19 protein-coding genes, 1 tRNA gene and 1 pseudogene are annotated in these 20405 nt (G+C 66.4%); 12 read left to right on the top strand and 9 right to left on the bottom strand.

Annotated elements, in window-relative coordinates; all coding sequences use genetic code 11:
* Positions 1-11: 11 nt before the first annotated feature.
* Together IEW01_RS03365 and IEW01_RS03360 are read right to left on the bottom strand one after the other, a co-directional pair.
* Positions 12-2744, bottom strand: a complete 2733-nt coding sequence (locus tag IEW01_RS03365) for a hypothetical protein (protein ID WP_188526172.1) — start codon at positions 2742-2744, stop codon at positions 12-14.
* 56 nt (positions 2745-2800) lie between these two features.
* Complete coding sequence (locus tag IEW01_RS03360; RefSeq protein ID WP_188526171.1) at positions 2801-3838, bottom strand: hypothetical protein; 1038 nt, start codon at positions 3836-3838, stop codon at positions 2801-2803.
* 167 nt (positions 3839-4005) lie between these two features.
* Here IEW01_RS03360 and IEW01_RS03355 point away from each other — a divergent pair, with 167 nt between their 5' ends.
* Both IEW01_RS03355 and IEW01_RS03350 read left to right on the top strand, forming a co-directional pair.
* On the top strand, positions 4006-5058 hold the full coding sequence (locus IEW01_RS03355) for a ligand-binding sensor domain-containing protein (protein WP_188526170.1): 1053 nt from the start codon (positions 4006-4008) through the stop codon (positions 5056-5058).
* The gene (locus IEW01_RS03350; protein ID WP_188526169.1) at positions 5055-5681 is read left to right on the top strand and encodes a hypothetical protein; all 627 of its coding nucleotides are present in this window, start codon (positions 5055-5057) and stop codon (positions 5679-5681) included. Before IEW01_RS03355 ends, IEW01_RS03350 begins: the two co-directional genes overlap by 4 nt.
* Positions 5682-5705: 24 nt before the next feature.
* On the opposite strand, the gene IEW01_RS17670 is transcribed toward IEW01_RS03350, so the two are convergent.
* The 6 genes and pseudogenes from IEW01_RS17670 to IEW01_RS03325 form a co-directional block, all read right to left on the bottom strand.
* Positions 5706-6233 (bottom strand): hypothetical protein, encoded by a 528-nt coding sequence (locus tag IEW01_RS17670; protein WP_229738030.1) that lies wholly within the window; start codon positions 6231-6233, stop codon positions 5706-5708.
* A gap of 207 nt (positions 6234-6440) precedes the next feature.
* A pseudogene (locus IEW01_RS17810) lies at positions 6441-6518 on the bottom strand (zinc-ribbon domain-containing protein); the annotation flags it as partial.
* Positions 6519-6707: 189 nt separating this feature from the next.
* Positions 6708-6784, bottom strand: a tRNA-Arg gene (locus IEW01_RS03340).
* 55 nt (positions 6785-6839) lie between these two features.
* Positions 6840-8234, bottom strand: coding sequence for a sensor histidine kinase (locus IEW01_RS03335; protein WP_188526167.1), 1395 nt, complete (start codon positions 8232-8234; stop codon positions 6840-6842).
* Between the two features lie 22 nt (positions 8235-8256).
* Positions 8257-9624: a dihydrolipoyl dehydrogenase family protein gene (locus IEW01_RS03330; RefSeq protein WP_188526166.1), complete on the bottom strand. Its 1368-nt coding sequence runs from the start codon at positions 9622-9624 to the stop codon at positions 8257-8259.
* A complete protein-coding gene (locus IEW01_RS03325; protein ID WP_188526165.1) occupies positions 9621-10340 on the bottom strand; it encodes a TVP38/TMEM64 family protein in 720 nt (239 codons plus the stop codon). Before IEW01_RS03325 ends, IEW01_RS03330 begins: the two co-directional genes overlap by 4 nt.
* Before the next feature lie 228 nt (positions 10341-10568).
* Here IEW01_RS03325 and rpmH point away from each other — a divergent pair, with 228 nt between their 5' ends.
* From rpmH to yihA, 10 genes are all read left to right on the top strand, one after another.
* On the top strand, positions 10569-10703 hold the full coding sequence (gene rpmH / locus IEW01_RS03320) for a 50S ribosomal protein L34 (protein ID WP_005980833.1): 135 nt from the start codon (positions 10569-10571) through the stop codon (positions 10701-10703).
* Positions 10704-10729: 26 nt separating this feature from the next.
* Positions 10730-11128, top strand: a complete 399-nt coding sequence (gene rnpA / locus IEW01_RS03315) for a ribonuclease P protein component (RefSeq protein ID WP_188526164.1) — start codon at positions 10730-10732, stop codon at positions 11126-11128.
* An 85-nt stretch (positions 11129-11213) separates the two neighbouring features.
* On the top strand, positions 11214-11555 hold the full coding sequence (locus IEW01_RS03310; RefSeq protein WP_188526163.1) for a TusE/DsrC/DsvC family sulfur relay protein: 342 nt from the start codon (positions 11214-11216) through the stop codon (positions 11553-11555).
* A gap of 194 nt (positions 11556-11749) precedes the next feature.
* Entirely contained in the window at positions 11750-12001 is a 252-nt protein-coding gene (gene yidD, locus IEW01_RS03305; RefSeq protein WP_188526162.1) for a membrane protein insertion efficiency factor YidD, read from the top strand.
* A gap of 346 nt (positions 12002-12347) precedes the next feature.
* The gene (locus tag IEW01_RS03300; protein WP_188526161.1) at positions 12348-12608 is read left to right on the top strand and encodes a hypothetical protein; all 261 of its coding nucleotides are present in this window, start codon (positions 12348-12350) and stop codon (positions 12606-12608) included.
* A gap of 71 nt (positions 12609-12679) precedes the next feature.
* A complete protein-coding gene (gene ttcA / locus IEW01_RS03295) occupies positions 12680-13525 on the top strand; it encodes a tRNA 2-thiocytidine(32) synthetase TtcA (RefSeq protein ID WP_188526160.1) in 846 nt (281 codons plus the stop codon).
* 86 nt (positions 13526-13611) lie between these two features.
* On the top strand, positions 13612-15159 hold the full coding sequence (locus IEW01_RS03290) for a putative bifunctional diguanylate cyclase/phosphodiesterase (RefSeq protein WP_188526159.1): 1548 nt from the start codon (positions 13612-13614) through the stop codon (positions 15157-15159).
* A gap of 167 nt (positions 15160-15326) precedes the next feature.
* On the top strand, positions 15327-17159 hold the full coding sequence (gene yidC / locus IEW01_RS03285; protein WP_188526158.1) for a membrane protein insertase YidC: 1833 nt from the start codon (positions 15327-15329) through the stop codon (positions 17157-17159).
* Positions 17156-17917: an MOSC domain-containing protein gene (locus IEW01_RS03280; RefSeq protein ID WP_188526157.1), complete on the top strand. Its 762-nt coding sequence runs from the start codon at positions 17156-17158 to the stop codon at positions 17915-17917. Before yidC ends, IEW01_RS03280 begins: the two co-directional genes overlap by 4 nt.
* On the top strand, positions 17914-18570 hold the full coding sequence (gene yihA / locus IEW01_RS03275; protein WP_188526156.1) for a ribosome biogenesis GTP-binding protein YihA/YsxC: 657 nt from the start codon (positions 17914-17916) through the stop codon (positions 18568-18570). Before IEW01_RS03280 ends, yihA begins: the two co-directional genes overlap by 4 nt.
* Before the next feature lie 15 nt (positions 18571-18585).
* On the opposite strand, the gene IEW01_RS03270 is transcribed toward yihA, so the two are convergent.
* Complete coding sequence (locus tag IEW01_RS03270) at positions 18586-20397, bottom strand: tetratricopeptide repeat-containing sulfotransferase family protein (protein ID WP_188526155.1); 1812 nt, start codon at positions 20395-20397, stop codon at positions 18586-18588.
* Between the last annotated feature and the right edge of the window lie 8 nt (positions 20398-20405).

Genomic DNA, 20405 nt, shown 5'->3' with positions numbered 1-20405 from the left:
TGCGCATTGCCTCACACCCCCGGTGTCTGCCCGGATTTCGAAGCGCCGCGCAGCCCTTCCACCGCCCGCTCGCCGAAATCGAGCCCGGCAGGCTGATCCACCACGGAAGGCGGCTTGAATTTCTGCAGCGACTCCAGGTTCGACGACATCTGCTGCACCACCTTGTCCGGCGTGTAGCCCATCTTCGCGAGTTCAAGCTCGACTTCAGCAGGCGTCAGCTTCGGATTCTGCATGATGTCGACGGCCTTTTCGAGCCGCGGCGGCACCTCGGCGACCTTGCGGCCATATTGTTCGTTCAGCTTGGCGACGCGGTCCTCGAGCTGGTTCTTGAACTGCTTGGTGGTCTGCCGGTAACCCTCTTCGATCTGCGCCTCGGCCTTGGCGTGCAGGTCACCTGCTTCGGCCCGCACTTCGGCAGCGTCCTGCACCCTCCCCTCTGCCTCGAGGGCATTCGCCTTCGCATCGAGCGCGTTGGCGTCGGCGCGGTTCTTGGCCGCGTCGTTCTGCCACTCGTAGTTCTTGTGCTCCATCGTCTTGCCCACGGCCTCGACATCATCGAAGTCGCGGCCTCGGTGTTGCGGGTCGACAGCGGTTTTCAGATCACGGTCGCCGGTGCCGTAGGCCTCGGCGTCGAGCCGGTCGGTGCAGGCCTGGTCCATGTCCTTGGCGTATTTGTTCACCGCGTCGGTATCCACCTCGAGCTTGCCGGTCTCGGGGTTCACCTTCGTCGGCAGATCGCCGCCATGGCGAGCCTTGTAGAATTCCTCGTTGTAGATCCGCTGGCTGTCGGTCTTCGGAACGTCGGCGAACCCCTCCTGAACCTTGCCGGTCCGCGGGTCGATCACCTCGTCCTGGCGCACCCGGTAGGTCACGTCCTGATCGAAGCTCGCCTTGTCGCCGCGCACCTCGACACCGGCTTCGGGCGGGCGCTGTTGGTAATCGGCGGCATCTGTCCGCACGCTGGGGTCGGGTTTGCGGGCAAAGCCGCGAGGATCGGCCGGGGCCACCTCGCCGGGCGCATTAGTGGCCTTCACCACCTTCACGTCCTCGATCGGCACGCCATATTCGTCCGCGATCCGGCGACGGGCGGAATCATGCGCGGTTTCGTAGGAGGTTTTCAGCTCCTTGTTGAACTCGGCGATGGTTTCGCTCGGCGCATCGGGGCCGCCGCGCTTGTTGAGCTCGTGCATCGCGTGCTTGTCTTTCTGCACCTTGTCGACCGCATCCCGAACCCTTGCGTCGGCATCCGGCGCGTCGGGGTTGTTGCGGCGGTAATCCAGCGCATCGTCGAGATCACTGACCTTTTCGGCCCCCCGCGCGCGCCCGGCCTCGAAATCGGCCTTGCGCTGCTCGAAGCTGCGCCCGCCGTGGCTCACGTCGGCCTCGCTCGCGTCGACACGTGGCACGCGCGAGCCCAACCCGTCCGCAACATCGTCACCAGAGCCGCGCAGGATATCCTTCACGTCGCGCTTGAGAAAATCGTCGGCGCTCTTGACCTTGCTGCGCAGGGCGTCGTCGAGGTTCGAGCCCTTGATGGTGCGCTCGTAGAGCTCGCCCCCCGCCTTTCCGCCGATCTTGATCCCGCCCTCGACGACGCGGCCGATGGTTTCATCGACCAGCACCCGCTTGACCGCGTTGCCGAACGCCTCGGTGCCGCTCTTGCCGGCCATGACATCATCATGGACGCCATACATCTTCTCGGTGACTTCCATGGCAATCTCGGATTTGCCGGCGGTGCCTGCGGCAAGAATCCCGCGCAGCGTCATCGCCTTGTAGGACGTGTTGCCATCGGCATCGACACCTGTGAACACCTCGCGCGCGGTGCCCTGCGCGCCCTCCGTCACCCAGTTGGTCTCGTCCGACTCGCGGCGCGTGCGCGTGGCATCCATATCACGCTCGATGATCCGCTTGAGTTCGTTGATCTCATCCCAAGTCGGCTCGCGCCCCCCCTTGCGCACCATCTCGTCGCTCATCCTGTCGAGGCGGTCGAGAACCTTCCGGGTCAGATTGGAGTTCTCGCCGACCATGCCCTTGTCCCACATCCGGTCCACGGCATCCGACATCTTGTGAATGGTCTTGAGCCGGTCCTGGCTGTCTTGCTGCTGCCGGATGAATTCGTCGTGCTCGCCGAATTTCCAGGCCCCGCGCTCGCGCGGGGTATAGTCGGTGTTCCCGCCCGCCTTTCCGACATCGCCCCGCAGCCTGTCGCGCTCGCGGATATAGCGCTCCATTTCACGGACCTGGTCGCTCGGGTCGCGCCCGGCATTCTTGAGCCCCTGAATGATCGAGCGCAGAAACTCGACCTGTTCGGCCGCGCTGCGATAATCACCCTCGATCTGCCTGATCCGCTCCTGTTCGGCTTCGGCCTCGGCCTTGCGCAAGAGATGCTGGTAATAGCGGTTGGCCTCTTCCTCGGTTTCGAAGATGTGCTGCGTGTCATCGGTATCGGTGACGACCCAGCCCTCGCTGCCCGGTGGCAGCTCGTTGAAACCGTCCGAGGTGGGTGCGCGGTCATCATCTCTGGCGCCGGGGGTCTTGGGTGGGGGCGTGGTGCCCGCAATCGTGCCGGGCAGGGCGCCTCCCGCAACGCTGGAACCAAGAACCCCGGCGAGGATGGCCGAAATCGCGCCCACGACGGAGAGCACCGCGTTGTATCCGGCGGTCTGCTCGCAATCGGCGGGCCCCGAGCAATCATGCGCCAAGCCTGCCTCGGGCAGGAGGGCCACGACAGCGGCAACCGCCACGAACGGAAAGAGCGCGACGAGGCGCCGAGAAGGCCTTGCCAGGGTGCGCCGCGGCCTCATCGCCTCCCTCCCCCTGGTGTGGCCGGTGCGTCGCCTGCCGCGCCGGGACGTGGAGTGAGCAGCACATAGGCCGCCAGCATCCCGACGATCACGACGAACTGCTGCTTGAACGCCTCGTTCGAAACCCGTTCCTGAAACGTCAGCAGCAGCGATAATCCGGTTGGGATGAGAAAAAGCGACACCCATCGGAGCGGCTTCGACAACCGGTCGCGGGCATCGAACACCGCCGGAAAACGCTGCATCACCGTGGGGCCATAGAAGATCGTCAGGTGCACGAGAACACCCACGATCGCCGGGAAAGCCCGGTGCGAAACAATCCCGACGGAATAGCCCGTGTCGTAATGCGATCCCGACCAGACGATCGCGAAAAAGACGGCTGCCACGATCGCCGGCATCACCGAGCGATGTTGCTGGGGAACGGTGGCATTGAGCTTGTTGATAACGGCCGTGATCGGCTTGCGCAGCAGGATCATCACCATAGCCAGGACGATCGAACCGAAGACGACGCTGAGGCCGACGAAGGCCGAGCAGACATACATGCCAAAGGTTTTCGGGGCATAGCCGGAACAGCCCCCCGTCGGAATGAGCGCGTTGATGCTGACGGGCAGGATCATCAGCAAGCCCCAGCCAAGCCAGGAGATCACCAGGCTCACACCGAACACGATCGCAATATTGGTGAGCGATTCCTTGTCGAAAAGCGAGGAGAAAGCCGGTGCGTTGGCCGATGTTGTCAGCCGAGTCGGCGCAGGCTCACGGCTGGTGGTGGAACCGGTTTCCGGCGCGGGCGCTTTGCCTCCTCCGCGCACCGCCCACGGCCCGCTGGCGCCGGCATTCAGACGGCCGGGCTGCCATGTGTCGGATACGCTGTCGTGGCGGAGAAGCTGACCGCTGGCATCCACGGCCCACCAAGTTCCGGCCTCGTCCAACGCCATCAGCCCCTCGCATTCGGCGAGGAATGCGTCGTGAGACATCCCGCCCCCTTCGTAGGAGGCCCTCAAATCTTCGTATTGCCCAACCAGATCCTCGGGGCGCATCTGACTTCCCCTGGGCCGGAGGCACAACGATCCGCTCCCGGCGACGACGCTCATTCGACAAGAAATCGAGTGGCTTTTGCATGATATGGATCAATTACCGATGCGATTGGCTGTTTCATCATGTTCAGGATGGCCTCAGCGGGCGCAAGAATGGCATTGGCATAACGATGGGCAGGCCTGTTTTTCTCGGCGCATCGGTCTTGGCGCTGGTCCTGCTCGGGGCGATCGCATGGTGGGGCCTTGGCCCCGCACACACCTCAGGCGAGATCGCTCCCCGGCAAGGCTGGACGATCCTGCGCCCCCCGCATGACGTCAACGCCCTTGCCGAACATGCAGGGAAGATCTGGGCCGGGGGGCGCGACGGCCTCGCCTTGCTCGACCCGAAAAGTGGCGCGGTGCTGCCCCTGCCGGATGGCACCCCGGACATGGGCTACGTCAAGGCCCTGCTGATTGACCGGGCCGGGCGGCTGTGGGTTGGCCACCGCACCGGGCTTGCAAGATTCGACGGTGTGAACTGGTGGCGGATCGCGGTTTCGCCCACCGCGCCGCCCGGGCCTGTAACCGCGCTGGTCGAAACGCAAGACGGCCGGATTCTGGTTGGCGGCGAAGCTGGGCTCGCGGCACTTTCCAACGCCGGTCTCGCACCTGTCGACATGCCCGATGGGCAAGCCGGACGCGCAGTTCTCGCCCTGTTCGAGGATGCGGGCGCGCGCCTCTGGGTGGGCCTGAGCTCGGCCAGCCTCGGGGGTCTGCTGGTCGAGGCGGGCGGCACCTGGCGGGCGCTCGGCCGCGACGACGGCCTTGCGCACCTGCGCGTGAACCACATCACCCAGGACCGCGAAGGCCGGATCTGGCTGGCTACCGGCTTCGGCCAGCAGGGTGGAGCTTGCGCGTCGGACAGGTCCGGCAACCGGGACTCGTGGCGCTGTATCGGCGCCCGCGACGGCCTCGCCTCCGACATGGTTCGGCTGGTCTTCGAGGATCGCCATGGCCAGTTCTGGTTCGGCACCGAATTCGACGGAGCTGCCGTTGTTCTTGCCGAACGCAGCCTTCGCCTTGCCCGAGCCGACGGGCTTTCGGGTTTCGAACTCAAAGCGATGCTGGAAGACAGTCTCGGTAATCTCTGGCTCGGCAGTGACAAGGGCCTGACCCGGATCGACGCAACAGCGACCGCGCTGTTTCCCGCCGATCCGACGAAGCCGAAGGGAGGGCGCGAGTGACCCGTGCACCAACTCTTGCCCTCGCCGCGCTTTTTGCGCTTCTGCTGGGCCTCGGGCTGGCGGGCATCGGCCTCGGGCGCATGCCGCTGGACTATGCCGTTTCGATCCTCGCCCTGCCTCTTGGCGGGCTTGCCGCAGCGCTCGTTCTGACGCTGAGGCGGCAGACCGACCTGCTCGCGCGCTGGTCGGGCCGGTTGCTTGCCGGGCTGGCGGCCGGGCTCGCGGCAACCCTGGCCTACAACCTCTACCGCGTGGCGGTGCGCAGCTTGTTCGATCTGCCGTTCGATCCGTTCCGGGTGCAGCCGGTCTTCGGCCAGATCATGACGGGGATGCCCTCCACCCACGCCATCGCGCTGGCCGCGGGCTGGGGCTATCACCTCTGGATCGGCGCCATGCTCGGAATGGTGTTCGCCGCGCTGCGTCCCTCTGGCGGGCTGGTCGCCGGGCTGCTCTTCGCCGCGCTCGTGCAACTGGGCCGGTGGGCGATGTATCCCAGTGTTTTTCGCGCCGGACTCAGCGACCAGGAATTTTTTGCCAATGGTGTCATCGGCATGTTGTTCTGGGGGGCGGTCCTCGGCGCAACCCTCCACCAACTCGCCCGCACCACGCGCACGGCAGGCTGACGCATTCCCCGAGCGCGCCCGCGCCTAGCCCAATGCACCGTATTGCAGATACCGGCCGAGCACCGCCGCCAGCATGAGGGCGATCGCCGCCACGGGCACGCGGACGACATTCCCCCAGCCCGGTTTTTGCCCGACGAGCAGGAGCGCGAAGATCAAACCGTATAGCAGCCCGAAAAGGCCGATGATGACGAGAAAACCCTCGATCGTCTCGATGCCCAGGCTGTCCCAGTTTCGCACCAGGAACAACTCGGACAGGACCCAGAACACGATCGTGACCCCGATCCGCAACCAGCCCCAGACCGTTGCTCCGAAAAACAGGAGGGAAAGGGAAAAGCCCGCCAAAGCGCCGCCGATCACACCACCCGCCGCATTCTGGCGCATGATCTCCAGATCGTAGGAGAGGTTTTCGAGCCCGAAGATCCCGATCTGGCTGACAAAATCGGCGAGCGCCCAAGCCACTGCCCAGGCGAGCGCCATGATGAAGATGTTCGCCACCAGCGTGCCAACGCCGCCGCCCGCCGCGGCTGCGGCGGTGGGGGCTCTCTCCGGCAAAGGTACGTCGGCAACCGCCGGGGCCGTAACGGGGTCGGCCCGGTGCGGCGCGGGCGTCGCCCTCGCGGCAGCGCGCGGCGGCGCGGGCGCCTTGAGCGGCGAAGGGGGCCGGACAGGTGATTTCGGGGGCGCGGCCCTGGGCGGCGATGGCCGAGTCGCCTTCGCAGGCTCGGGCATGACGACCGCCGCGTTCTGCCCTTGCGGTGCACCGCACACGGTGCAGAAATTGGCACCGGGCTCGAGTTTCGACCCACAGGCGGCGCAAAAGACGGCTTCGGCTTCCATCGCCCTATCCCTTTGCACCTATATTAACACGCAGCCATCCCCAGTCACCTTGATCGAGATCCAAGCCGTTCTTTTTACGAAAGGTGCAGGCCGGCGGTGGAAATGACCCCGTTCAACCCGCGGCATCACCGCAGCGCGGGGCCAAGCGATTGCCGAGATCGAGGCGGAGGAGGGGATTTTGCGGGGAAGTGGCGCGCTGGGGAGGATTCGAACCCCCGACCCCTTGATTCGTAGTCAAGTACTCTATCCAACTGAGCTACCAGCGCGCGGACAGGCGGGATTTAACGGCCCAGCCCAGGCATTGCAAGGGGCAATCCGCAGCTATTCCGCCTCGCCCAGGCCGAAACCGCGCGGCAGGCAAATGGCGAAGACCGTGCCGTCCTCACCGGTGCGCAGGAGTTCCAGCCGCCCACCGTGGCCACGCGCAAGCTCGGCGGCGATAGCGAGGCCGAGCCCGGTTCCGCCCTTGCGCCCACCCGCGGCGAAGGGCTGAAACAGGAGTTCGCGCGCCTTCTTCGGCAGGCCCGGGCCGGTATCGGTCACGGTGATGATCCATTCCTGCGCCTCTTCCTTGGCCGCAACCATGATCTCGCCGGCCTCGCCGGTTGCCTCGATCGCCTGGCGGGCGTTGCGCACGAGGTTGCGCAGGATGCGGTAGAGCTGCTCGGGGTCGGCGCGCAGGGTCAGGCCCTTCGGCACGTCCTCGGCATAGGAGATATCGTGATCCCCGGTCGCCATGCGCTCGCTTTCGACCACGTCGTTCACCACGTCGGCCACCGCGATCAGCGTCAGCCGCGGCGCCGGTTCCTCGGCGCGGCCGAACGCCAGCGTCGACTCGGTGAGATTGACGGCGCGGTTGATCGAACCGATCAGCTTGGGCAGCGCGCGCTGCACCATCGGGTCATTGCTCATCTCCACCCGGTCGGCGAAAAGCTGGGTGGTGGTGAGGATATTGCGCAGATCGTGGCTGATCCGGGCCACAGCGCCGCCAAGCTGGGCGAGGCGATCCTTCTGTTTCAACGCCAAAGATAGCTGGGTTTCGAGATCGTGCAGCGCCTCCTCCGCCTCGCGCAGCTCGCGCAGGCGCGACGAGGGGGTGAGCACCCGCCGGGCGTCTTCCGGCGCCTGGGCATAGGAGGCCATCGCACCGACCACCTTCCGGACCGGGCGCACGAAGAGCACCCGCACGGCGAGAAAAAGAAGCCCCGCCGTGATCACCGAGATCACCAGCGACAATTGGAAGATGCGCCAGCCGTAATCGAGCATCGCCGCGCGCAGCGGACCGGAGGCCATCGTCACCTCGATCACCAGCCCGCCCGCGCGCACCGGGTCACCGATCACCCGGATCACCTCGTCGTCGGGGCTGACGAGGCGGCTCATGGCATCCCGAATCAGAACGATCGCACCGGGATCGCGCAGATCGAAGGTCGCCACCGCCGGGCCGGGTACGGGCGACGACAGCATAAGTTCGCGCGCCTCGTCGCGCAGCAACACCACGTTGAACACCTCGGCGTTCTGCAACAGTTCCTGCTCGAGCCCCTGGTCGATCATGTCATCCGCAAGCAGCACCAGCGAGGCGATCTGGGCGCGTTCGAGCCGGGTGCGCAGGTAATCCTCGCGGAACCGCGCGACGGACGGCACGAAGATCAGCACCTCCGCGACCATCACGAAGGCGATGGTCAGGATCAGGAACCGGCCCGAAAGCGAATTGATCATCAGCCTCCCCGCGCGCCTCGTCTCAGGGCACGAACCTTTGCACGGCCCGAACAAGACGTTTCACATTCGGGTTATCAAATAGGCGCGGCGAGAAATAGGTGCCAGCGGCTCGTTTGGAAATTTCTGCCATCGTCGGATAGGGCGCGACCATCCCGGCAATGGCGCTCATCTTAAGCCGGGCGGAGAGCGCCAGCGCCCAGAGCGTGATCTGTTCACCCGCCCCCGGCCCGACCATCGTGGCCCCCACCGGGCGGCCCTTGTGGATCATGACCTTGAGGAAGCCCTCGGTGTTCTCCGTGGCCACCGCGCGGTCATTCCCGGCGAAATCGGCGCGCACCACCTCAAGCGCCGCACCATGTGCCGCGCGCGCCTCGGCCTCTGTCAGACCCACTTGCGCAAGCTCGGGCGCGGTATAGGTCACGCGCGGGATGTGCGCCGTGCGCGCCTTCGCGGGCAAGCCGAACAGCATCGACCGCACGATCACCCCGGCCTGGTAGCCGGCAACATGGGTGAACTGCATGCCCCCCGCCACGTCTCCGATCGCATAAACGCGCCGGTTGCTGCTGCGCAGCCGGGCGTCGACCTTCACGCCGGCGGGCGTCGTCTCCACGCCGGCCTTGTCGAGGTCCAGCTCCTCGACGGAAGCGACCCGGCCGGTGGCGACGAGAAGATGCGAGCCGGTGAGCGTGCGGCCATCGTCCAGCACGACCTCAACTCCGCCATCCGTGCCGCTCACCCGCACCGGAACCGCGCCTTCCTCGAAGGCCACGCCTTCCGCCTCGAGCGAAGCGGTGACAAGCGCGACGGCCTCGGGATCGTCGCGGCCAAGCACGCAGGCCGGCTCGATCACGGTGACATCGCAGCCAAGGCGGCGGTGAGCCTGGGCCATTTCCATGCCGATCGGGCCACCGCCGAGAATCAGCAGGGGCTCGGGCCGTTCGGCGAGATCGAAGATCGTCTCGTTGGTGAGGAGGGGCACCTCGGTCAGCCCCGGCACATCGGGCAGGCGCGGGCGTGAGCCGGTGGCGATCACGATCCGCCGCGCGCGCACCGTGGTGCCGTCCACCGTCACCTCGCGCGGGCCGGAGAAACGCGCGAACCCCCTGATCACCCTGACCCCGAGCCCCTCGAAACGCTCCACCGAATCATGCGGGGCGATCGCTGCGATGGTGGCGCGCACATGCTCATGCGCGGCGTCCCAGCCCATGTCCGACGCGGCCGCATGCAAGAGCGCCTTCGACGGCACGCAGCCCGCGTTCAGGCAATCGCCGCCCATCGCGCCCGCCTCGATCAGCACCACGCGCGCGCCCATCTGCGCCGCGCCGGCCGCCACCGACAGCCCGCCCGAGCCTGCACCGATGATGCAGATATCCGTATCGATCCGGTTCATGCCCGCACCTCCTTGCGAAACAGCCGCAGCACCATCGGCAACGCCGCCAGCGCCGCGAGGCCGAGGATCGGGCCGAGGATATGCGGCTCGAAGATCACGCCCAGATCGGGCTGCTCGCCCGCTTCCAGGATTTCCCCGAGGCCCGCGCCGACCGAAGTATAGACCAACCCTCCGGGCACGATGCCAAGCGCGGTGGTGATCACGAACCGCCTGAGCGGCACGTTCAGCAAAGCTGGCACCACGTTGGCCACGAAGAACGGCACCACCGGCACGAGGCGCATCAGGAAAAGCACCGACCATTGGTTCTCGTCGATTCCCCGTTTCAGCCGCTGCACCGCGCCGGGCGAAGCGTCGATCCGCGCCGCGAGACGCTCGCCAAGGCCCATCCGGGCGGCGAGAAAGATCAGGATCGCGCCGATGGTCGCGCCGGCGAGATTGAAGAACACCCCCGGGAACAGGCCGAAGAGAAAGCCGCCGGTGAGCGTGGCCACCGTCGCACCGGGCAACGACAGCGCCACGATGACGATATAGGCCGCAACGAAGCCCAGCGCGGCGAACCCGTAATGCGCCGCCACCAGCCCCACCAGCGCGTCGCGGTGCTCGGCCAGCGCGTCGAACCCGAGGTAGGGCCTGAGAAACACGGCGCCGACCAGCGCCGCCGCGAGAATGGCAAGAAAGGGCAATTGCCTGAACAGTCGGGTTTTCGCGGTTTTCATCGGGCCTCCGGAGTCCGCGTGAAGATGCGCCTTCGGACTCACGATGCCCACCCTTCGTTACGCTCTCTCACGCCCGATTGATCCCCCGCGTGCGAATGTTACAGGAAAAGCCGAAAACCGCGCCCCGGCGTTTGACTTGCCGCCAAACCCCGCATATAGAACGGGCTTCGAATGTAACGGCCCCCGAATCCATCGGGGTCATGGGTCTGTGTGAAACGGAGACGGGCGATGAAACGCACCTACCAACCCTCGAACCTCGTTCGCAAGCGCCGCCACGGCTTCCGTGCGCGCATGGCGACGAAGGCCGGCCGCAAGATCCTGAACGCGCGCCGCGCCCGGGGCCGCAAGTCGCTCAGCGCCTGAGCCGCGGCGCCCCAGACCAAGAGACGATGAAACCGCCGGAGGCTCCCGTGACGACGGATACGCCCCCGGCGGTTTCCGTTTGCCTGGAAACCCTCAAGAAACGCGCCGATTTTCTGGCCTGCGCCCGGGCGCGCAAGGCGCCTATGCCGGCGTTTCTGCTGCAAGCCCGCAAGCGGGATGATTCTGCCACCATCCGGGTCGGGTTCACCGCTTCGAAAAAGGTCGGCAACGCCGTGACCCGCAACCGCGCCAAGCGGCGGCTGCGCGCCCTCGCCCGTGAAATCCTGCCCGTCGCCGGCAAGCCTGGCTGGGATTACGTGCTCGTCGCCCGCGCCGACGCGACCACCCGGCACCCGTTCGACGAGATGCGTGCCGATCTGATGCGCGCGCTCGCGAAGTTGCACAGCCCGCGCCCTGCCTCTTGACCCGCGCGCCCGCTTGGTGAAAATCGCTTATCATAATGTTTGAATGTTCGCCCCTGCGAGCATCTGGGAGGATATGGAGGATATCATGGCTTTCGAATTCAACGGCCAGTCGGTCGAAACCACCGCAACCGGCTACCTCGTGAACCTGGAAGACTGGAGCGAAGACCTCGCCCGCGCCATGGCCGAGGCGGAAGAAGTTGGCGAATTGACCGAGCGGCACTGGGACGTGATCAACTACCTGCGCGAAGAATACTTCGACAACCGCGAGAACCAGCCCAATACCCGCGCGATCATCAAGGCGATGAGCGACAAGTGGGGCGAGAAGATCAAACAGGACGCGCTCTATGCGCTGTTCCCGCTCGATCCCTCCAAGCAGGGCGGACGCATCGCCGGCCTGCCGGAGAGCCGGCGCAAGGGCGGCTACTGAGCCGGACCCGGGGGAAGGTCCGGCCCGGGCCTTCCGCCTTCCCCCGATGTCCTTGTTGGGTCGAAAAATACCTCGGGGGGATGCAGGGGGGCGGCGCCCCCCTGCCAAAAAACAAAGCGCGGCGCAGCCGCTCCGCTGAATTGCCGCACCCGGTGCCTCTGGCCCGAGCGCCCGCGCGGCCCTATATCGCGCGCATGAGTCCGTTTGCCTTTGTCCTTTCCCTGCCAGTGCGCGCCTATCGCGCGGTGCTAAGCCCCTGGGTCGGCCATTCCTGCCGTTACCAGCCCACCTGCTCGGCCTATGCGCTGGAGGCGCTTGAAAAGCACGGCGGGCTGAGGGGCGGCTACCTGGCCGCGAAGCGCATCCTGTCGTGTCACCCGCTGGGCGGGTCGGGCTACGATCCGGTGCCCGAGCCACGCGGCAAGGACGACCCGCACGACCACTAGTCCCGATGACGCTGCGCGCCTCTGCCCGATGGCGGCGGCACGTGGTGGGTCACGATGCAGCGTGGCGCGCTCGCCACATGCGACACTGTCCTGCAACGGCTGGCAACAAAAAGCTGGTTCCGCGCCGCGCCCATGCTATGAGGCCGTCGTCCGACACATCAAGCAAGGAGGGCGCTTCATGACGATCACCGTATCCGCGAGCCGCCGTCCCGTCGGGCTCAAGGTCGCCCAGCCGCGCACCCGCGCCTGCTAGGCCACCCGTCCCCGACCCCGGGGCTCCTGATCATCTCCTGACACCCGGCTGTCCGCCCCATCGCGGCTCAAGCCCCTTCTTTCGCTTATCTGTATGGGACCGGTGCGTCAGCACCGGCTGATTTCGATGCAAGACACCACGCTCGATACGGGGAATTTTCCCCCTGATACGACCCTTGCCAACCTGATCGACCGGCACGGCGCCGCCACGGTTCTGCGCGCGCTCGCGACGGTTCTGGGTCGACGCCTGCGCACCCGGCGCAACGCCGCCGCGTTGCCCGACCAACTGCGCCGCGATATCGGCCTGCCCGAACGCGGCGAACCTCCGCCCCGGCTTCGCGGCCCGTGGATGTGACGCATCGGGCGGGCGTGGCTCTGGAAACGAGCCCGCTTGCCCGATGCGCGCGCCAGGCGTATGACGCGGCCATGTTCGACAACACCGACGATATCCACCCGCTGCTCGCCGGCGCGCCCTCGACGACCGAGTTCAAGAAGCTGCGCAAGCGGATCGTGCGCGGCGTGCGCGAGGCGATCGAGCAATACGGCATGGTGGAGCGCGGCGCGAAATGGCTGGTGGCGCTGTCGGGCGGAAAAGACAGCTACACCCTGCTGGCCGTGCTGACCGAGTTGAAATGGCGCGGGCTGCTGCCGGTGGATCTGCTCGCGGTCAACCTCGACCAGGGCCAGCCCGGATTTCCCGCCACCGTGCTGCCCGCCTTTCTCGAAAAGATGGGTGTGCCGCACCGGATCGAATACCAGGACACCTATTCCATCGTCACCGACAAGGTGCCCCAGGGCCGCACCTATTGCGCGCTGTGCTCGCGCCTGAGGCGCGGGCATCTCTACCGCATCGCGCGCGAGGAAGGATGTTCCGCCCTGGTCCTCGGCCATCACCGCGACGATATTCTCGAAACCTTCTTTCTCAACCTCTTCCATGGCTCGCGGCTGGCAACCATGCCGCCCAAGCTGGTGAACGAGGAGGGCGATCTCTTCGTCTACCGCCCGCTCGCGCACGTGGCCGAGGAGGATTGCGCCCGGTTCGCCGCGGCGATGAACTACCCGATCATCCCCTGCGATCTCTGCGGCTCGCAGGACGGGCTGCAACGCCAGCAGATCAAGGCGATGCTCGACGAATGGGAGCGCCGCAGCCCGGGGCGGCGGCAGAAGATGTTCAAGGCGCTCTCCAACACCCGGCCCTCGCACCTGCTCGACCCGGCCCTGTTCGATTTCGCGGGGCTTGCGCGGGGCGCGCCCGCGAGCGGGGATGAATGAATCCCCGCGCGTGTTAACCTGAGGTTGACTCCCGGCACCTAGAGTGCACCCGAAGGGCGATGAGCCCGGGCGAGGAGGCACGTTGCATGGCGTTTGGCACCGGCAATCAGATACGGACCGCGGGCAGGTTCATTCGCTCCGTGTTTCTCGGCCCGCAGCTGGCGGCCTTTCTTCCCGCCGTGATGCTCGGCGCGTACTGGTTCGGCGGCGAAGGCGTCCTGCTTGTCGCCGCCGTGATCCTGCCTGCGCTGATCGCCTTCGCCGGGCTGGCAAGCCGCGGCCTTGACCTCCGGTCGCCCCGCGATTCCGTCACCGGTCTGCCCGGGCGCGATCACCTGGTTCGGCATCTCGATATCACCGCGCGGGCTACCGGCGGGAACGACTCGCAAGCACGTGTCGGCCTGGTGATCGAGATCGACAACTTTCGCGGTCTGCAGGGCATGTATGGTGAAAGTGGTGCCGAGGCGATCTTGCGCCAGACGAGCGAGCGGATCGCGGGCGTCATGCGGCGCGACGATTTGATCGCGAGCCTCGGCAACGGACGATTCGGCATCGCGATGGAAAAGACCCCGCGGGTCGATCTGGAAACCATGATCCGGCTCTCCACCCGTCTGCAGGAAGCGATCGCCGCGCCGTTCTCGATCGACGGCGCGCGGATCCTGGTGACCGCTTGCGTCGGTTTCGCGCTCCCGGGCCGGGTGCCGGACCAGACCGGCGATGCCTATCTCGCCGCGGCCGAGAGCGCATTGGCCGAAGCCCAGAGATCCGGCCCTGCCTCGATCCGGGCCTTCACCCGGGCGATGCGCCCCCGCGTCTCCGTTCCGGATGCGCTGACCAAGGAGGTGGTGCGGGCGCTTGAAGACGGCCAGATCCGCCCCTGGTTTCAACCCCAGATCTCGACCGATACCGGCGCCCTCACCGGGTTCGAGGCGCTCGCGCGCTGGGAACACCCGGAAAAGGGGCGGATCGCGCCGGGCGCCTTCCTCCCGGCGATCGCCCGCGCCGGGCTGTTCGAGCGATTGGGTGAAGTGATCCTTTTCAACGCCCTCACGGCGATCCGCGAATGGGACCGTGCGGGGCTCGAAGTGCCCACCGTCGCGGTCAATTTCTCGCCCGACGAGCTGCGCAACCCGGAGCTGTTCGACAAGCTGCGCTGGGAGCTCGACCGTTTCGATCTTGCCCCGGAACGCCTCACCATCGAGGTTCTCGAAGACGTGGTGGCCAAGTCCGACGACGACGTGGTGACGCGCAATATCGCGGCGCTGTCGAAACTGGGCTGCCCGATCGACCTTGACGATTTCGGAACCGGCCACGCCTCGATTGCGAACATCCGGCGCTTCAACGTGAACCGGATCAAGATCGACCGTTCCTTCGTCACCCGGGTCGACACCGATCGTGACCAGCAGAACATGGTGGCGGCGATCCTCACCATGGCCGAGCGCCTCGGGTTGGCAACCCTGGGCGAGGGCGTGGAAAGCCATGGCGAACACGCCATGCTGTCGCAACTCGGCTGCAGCCATGTGCAGGGCTATTCCATCGCCAAGCCGATGCCGTTTGAAGAAACCGGGGCCTGGATCATCGAAAACCAGAGAAGGATCTGCGATCATCCCCGGCTGCCGCGCCAGGCGGGTTGACGCCACACCGCGGCCCCCCGGGCCGTGCCACCTCTTCGCACCTTCGCCCGCCTGACCGGAACGCGCGGCCGCGAATGCGCCGAGCCCCGGCCTTCCGGGAAAACTGCTTGACCTTTCGGCCCCTCCCCTGTTGAACCACCGTGACCGAAAACCGACGTGGTGGAGCGATGAAAACCCAGACCCAGAACACGATACTGGCGCTTGTGCTCAGCTTTCTGGTGATCACGGCCTGGACGCTCCTGTTTCCGCCGGTTGAGCCAGCCCTCGACACGACCGCGCCGCTCGCCGGCGAAACCGCCGCCGACGGTGACGTTGCGACGCCCCCGGCGGCCGGTGTCGACGCGGCGACCACCGCCGGCGTGGCGACCTCGCCCGAGGAGGACCGCAGTTCCGCCCTCGCCGAAAGCCCGCGCATCGAGATCGACACACCCGACCTCGAGGGCTCGATCTCGCTCCTCGGCGGCCGGATCGACGATCTGCGGCTCAAGGGCTACCGCGAAACGATCGACGATGACGCCGACATCGTCACCCTGCTCACGCCCGCGGGCCAGGATGACGCCTATTACGCGCTCTACGGCTGGGCCCCCGGCGGCGCCCTCGAGCTTGGCGACGTTCCCGGCGCCACAACCGCATGGGAGATCGAGAACGGCGAGCGGCTGACGCCCTCCACACCGGTCACCCTGTCTTGGACCAACGCCCGGAACATGACCTTTCGCCGCACCATCGCGGTGGACGAGAACTACATGTTCACGGTCACGCAATCGGTCGAGAACGGCTCCGGCGCAGCGCAGCGCCTCGCCCCCTACGGCGTGATCGCGCGCCACGGAATGCCCGATGATCTCAAGGGGTTCTTCATCCTGCACGAGGGCGTGGTGCGGCAGACCGACCAGGAACTTTCCGAGGTCAGCTACAAGGATGTCACCAAGTTCGAGCTCGACCCGCGCGAGGGCGCCGCGGCCGAGACCATGCAGGTGACCGAGAACGGCTGGATCGGCTTCACCGACCATTACTGGATGACCGTGCTCGCCCCGGAACCGGGGCAGGCCTTCACCTCGGTGGCGAAATACGCCACCGCGGCCGACATCTTCCAGACCGAGGTGCGCCTGCCCACCGTCGAGGTCGCGCCGGGCGCAAGCACGAGCAGCACCACCCGCCTGTTCGCCGGCGCCAAGGAATGGGAAACGATCCGCGAATACGAGAATTCGGAGGGCATCTACCGCTTCCTCGATTCGATCGACTGGGGGATGTTCTTCTTCATCACCAAGCCGATGTTCGCCGTGCTTCACTGGCTCAACATGCTGATCGGCAACATGGGCTGGGCGATCATCGGCCTGACCGTGGTGATCAAGCTGGTGCTCTTCCCGCTCTCCTACAAATCCTACGTGTCGATGGCGCGGATGCGCGAACTGCAGCCGGAGATGGAAAAGATCAAGGAGCGCGTCGGCGACGACAAACAGGCGCAGCAGAAGGAGATGATGGAGCTCTACAAGCGCGAGAAGGTCAACCCGGCCTCCGGCTGCCTGCCCATCCTGCTGCAGATCCCGATCTGGTTCTCGCTCTACAAGGTGATCTTCGTCACCCTCGAATTGCGCCACGCGCCCTGGATCGGCTGGATCCGCGATCTCTCCGCGCCCGATCCAAGCTCGATCTTCAACCTCTTCGGCCTTCTGCCCTATGCGGCACCCGGCCCCGACAGCATGATCGCCTTCTTCTCGCTCGGCATCCTGCCGATCCTGCTCGGCGTGTCGATGTGGCTCCAGCAGAAGCTCAACCCGGCCCCCACGGACCCGACGCAGGCGATGATCATGGGCTGGCTGCCCTGGGTGTTCATGTTCATGCTGGGCACCTTCGCCTCCGGCCTGGTGCTCTACTGGATCGCCAACAACGTGCTGACCTTCACCCAGCAATACACCATCATGCTGAGCCACGGTCACAAGCCCGACCTGTTCGGCAACATCAAGTCGAGCTTCAAGCGCAAACCCAAGGACGATAAAAAATGATCGCGCATGTCGCTCAGATCTGGCGGCATCCGATCAAGTCTCACGGCCGCGAGAGCCTGACGCATGTGCTTCTGACCGAGGGCAAGGCGATTCCGTGGGATCGTCGCTGGGCGGTGGCGCATGAACGCTCCTGTTTCGATCACGAGCGCCCGTCCTGGCAGCCCTGCTCCGAGTTCAAGCGGGTGGCGCATTCGCCCAGCCTGCAGGCGATCACCCTGCACAGCGACATGCCCTTCCAGCGCCTCACGCTGAGCCATCCGAAGCTGCCAGATCTCACCATCGACCCCGACAACGAGAACGACGCGCTCGATTTCATCCAGTGGGTCATGCCGATCAGCCACGGTGGCCGCCTTCTGCCCGCCCGCCTGGTGCGCGCACCGGGCAAGGCGATGACCGATACGAGCTATCCCTCGATCTCGCTGATCAACATGAACTCGCACCGCGAGGTCGCGGCACAGCTCGGCCAACAGCTTTCGCCCAACCGCTGGCGCGGCAACCTGATCCTGGAGAACGTCGACGCCTTCGCCGAGCGCGCGTGGATCGGGAAGCGCATCCGGGTGGGCCTCGCCGAGCTGGAAATCCGCGAGAGCATCACCCGCTGCGCCGCGACACAGGCCAGCACGCGCACCGGCGAACGCGATGCCGATACGCTGGGCGCGCTGAACGAGATCCTCGGCGCCGCGGAGATGGGCGTTTACGCGGTGGTGGTCAAAACCGGCGATCTGCGCGCGGGCGATGCCGTCGAGGTTCTGTCGTGAGCGCACCCCTGCCCTTCCCGCTGGCCGAAGCCCCCGACGACGAAGCGCGCGAGGCCGGGCGCCTGCTCTTCGCTGCGCCCACCGAGTTTCTCAAGGGTGTCGTGGCGATGGACGGGCTGCCGCCCGACGACCGGCTCGAAGTCTGCTTCGCCGGGCGTTCGAACGTGGGCAAATCGTCGCTGATCAATGCGCTCACTGGGCGCAAGGGGCTTGCCCGGGCGTCCAACACGCCGGGCCGGACCCAGGAAATCAACTTCTTCACCACGACCGGCGGCCCCTATCTCGTTGACCTGCCCGGTTACGGCTTCGCCAACGCGCCGGTGAAGGTGGTGGAGAAATGGCAACGCCTGCTCAAGGCCTATCTCGCCGGCCGCGCCAGCCTTCGCCGGGCCTTCGTCCTGATCGACGCGCGCCACGGGGTGAAGGCCGTTGACGAAGAAATCATGGCGCTGCTCGACCGCGCGGCAGTCACCTTCCAGGTGGTGCTGACCAAGGCCGACAAGATCAAGCTGGAAGACCGTGAGCGCGTTCTCACCCAGGTGCGCGGCGCGCTCGCGAAACATCCGGCCGCCTTCCCCGAACTGGTGGTCACCTCTTCCGAAAAGGGCGACGGGATCGAAACCCTGCGTGCGATCATCTCCACGCTGGAATAGGTTTTGATGCCGGCGTCAGAGCCCCTTCAGCCGTTCCAACATCGGGCGAAGATGCTGCGCATATCGCCGCCACGCCTCTGAGCTCCCGGTATAGATCGGCCGCCGCACCTGCTCGGCCGAAGCGGTTCGCACCGCCCGCCGGGTCTCGTGGAAAGCGAGACAAGCCGGATCCCACGCCAAGCCCGCCGCCGCGACGATTGCGCGGCTTTCGGATTCCTGGTTCTCGGTGAGCCGTTCATAGGGCACGATGGAAATCCGGTCGGGATAGTGTTGCTGCCAATGCCCGACGAGATTGAGATGAAGGAGATACATCTCGGCGGTGTCGACCATGTCGGCGCCAAAATCGTTGGCTCGGCCTGAGAGGTCGTGGGTCAGGTTGGAAAAGCAGGTCGCCCGCGCGTCACGCCGCATGACCAGCACCCGCGCCTCCGGGAGAGCCGCCAGGGCGAAGCCCAGCCAGCGGAAATTCATCGGCGTCTTGTCGGTGATCACCGGCCGATTGCTGCCCAGAGCGGCAAGAGCATCAAGATATGTCCGGCGCAGGCGTCCGAGCATCTCGGCACTCGGCGCCGCGCCGATCCGGCCCGCACCCCAGCCCGCTTCCGCCATGGCCCGGCCCAGCACCGGCAATTCGCCGCCACCGAAAACCGAAGGATGGCTCGCCAGGATCTGTTCAACGAGCGATGTGCCCGAGCGCGGCATGCCGACGATGAAAACGGGTCGCACCGGCACCGGCTCGATGCCCTCAAGCGGCGCGATCGATGCGGTGAACATGCCCCGGATCGCCTCGAACATCCGGGCCTGTGCCTCGATGTCGTAGGGTCGCGCCGCCCGTTTCGCACGGCCCGCGCGAATCAGGTGATCGAAGGCCGCCTCGGTGTGGCCGGCCTTGTCATCGGCCGCGAACAGGACGAGTTCCAGCGCGGTGCGCAAATCCGGCGCGGTCGCCGGATCGGCAAGCCGCGCCGCGATGCGATCACGCCCCGGGTGGCCGGGCGGCAGGGGCGACATCCGCCAACGCGCAACCAGCGCCGTGGGATCATCGGGCGCGATCTCCAGCGCGGCGTCATAGGCGGCGATCGCCCCGGTTTCGTCGCCAAGCGCGCGACGGCAGGATCCGAGCAGGCCATGCGCTTCCGCCGAACGCGGCTCGGCCCGGATCGCCGCCTCCGCTGCCTCGGTGGCAGCCTCGATCCGGCCAGCGCCGCGTAGTGCCCGCACGCGGGCGATCTGGAGCGGCGCATCTAAGGGATTGCGCGACCCGGCCGGCTCAAGCACATCCACGGCCGCCTCGAAGCGGCCAAGCTCGATCAAAGCGGTACCGAAGTTTCGGGCGATGGAAGTATCGTCCGGCCAGCGTTGTGCCGCAGCCTCGAGCACCGCCACCGCCTCGTTGAAGCGCCCGAGAGTTGCCAATAGCCCACCCAGCCCGGCATGGGCAGCGACCATGTCGGGGTTCGCGGCGATGGCAGCCCGAAACGCGCCCTCTGCCGCCACGCGCGCACCCGTACTGGCATGAGCCACGGCGAGCAGGTGATGGGCCTTCGCCGCCTCCTCAGCCCCCGCCACTGCGGCGAGCGCGGCTTCACAGACCGGCACGGCCGCGGCAAATCGTCCAAGCGCGATCAGCAGATTGGCGCGATTGATATAAGCCCCGGCAAAGCGAGGATCGGCGGCATTGGCGCGCGCGAAGGCCGCAAGTGCGGGTTCGACCTGGCCTGATTGCATCTGCGCGAGTCCGAGCATGTTTTCGACCCGCGCGTGTCCCGGGTATTGCTGCGCCAGCCGCTCCGCCACTTCGAGCGCCTGCGCGAATGCCCCGCGCATCAACAAGC

This window comes from Sinisalibacter lacisalsi (genome assembly GCF_014640115.1).
Classification (GTDB): domain Bacteria; phylum Pseudomonadota; class Alphaproteobacteria; order Rhodobacterales; family Rhodobacteraceae; genus Sinisalibacter; species Sinisalibacter lacisalsi.
This window is presented reverse-complemented; position numbering and strand designations above follow the sequence as displayed.

Coding starts and splice junctions, on each gene's coding strand:
- IEW01_RS03330 (WP_188526166.1), bottom strand. CDS start 9,624: ATGAACCGGATCGATACGGATATCTGCATCATCGGTGCAGGCTCGGGC.
- IEW01_RS03335 (WP_188526167.1), bottom strand. CDS start 8,234: ATGATCAATTCGCTTTCGGGCCGGTTCCTGATCCTGACCATCGCCTTC.
- IEW01_RS03280 (WP_188526157.1), top strand. CDS start 17,156: ATGATCGCGCATGTCGCTCAGATCTGGCGGCATCCGATCAAGTCTCAC.
- IEW01_RS03290 (WP_188526159.1), top strand. CDS start 13,612: ATGGCGTTTGGCACCGGCAATCAGATACGGACCGCGGGCAGGTTCATT.
- IEW01_RS03300 (WP_188526161.1), top strand. CDS start 12,348: ATGGGACCGGTGCGTCAGCACCGGCTGATTTCGATGCAAGACACCACG.
- IEW01_RS03355 (WP_188526170.1), top strand. CDS start 4,006: ATGGGCAGGCCTGTTTTTCTCGGCGCATCGGTCTTGGCGCTGGTCCTG.
- IEW01_RS03360 (WP_188526171.1), bottom strand. CDS start 3,838: ATGCGCCCCGAGGATCTGGTTGGGCAATACGAAGATTTGAGGGCCTCC.
- IEW01_RS03310 (WP_188526163.1), top strand. CDS start 11,214: ATGGCTTTCGAATTCAACGGCCAGTCGGTCGAAACCACCGCAACCGGC.
- IEW01_RS03270 (WP_188526155.1), bottom strand. CDS start 20,397: ATGCGCGGGGCATTCGCGCAGGCGCTCGAAGTGGCGGAGCGGCTGGCG.
- IEW01_RS03325 (WP_188526165.1), bottom strand. CDS start 10,340: ATGAAAACCGCGAAAACCCGACTGTTCAGGCAATTGCCCTTTCTTGCC.
- ttcA (WP_188526160.1), top strand. CDS start 12,680: ATGTTCGACAACACCGACGATATCCACCCGCTGCTCGCCGGCGCGCCC.
- yidD (WP_188526162.1), top strand. CDS start 11,750: ATGAGTCCGTTTGCCTTTGTCCTTTCCCTGCCAGTGCGCGCCTATCGC.
- rnpA (WP_188526164.1), top strand. CDS start 10,730: ATGAAACCGCCGGAGGCTCCCGTGACGACGGATACGCCCCCGGCGGTT.
- yidC (WP_188526158.1), top strand. CDS start 15,327: ATGAAAACCCAGACCCAGAACACGATACTGGCGCTTGTGCTCAGCTTT.
- rpmH (WP_005980833.1), top strand. CDS start 10,569: ATGAAACGCACCTACCAACCCTCGAACCTCGTTCGCAAGCGCCGCCAC.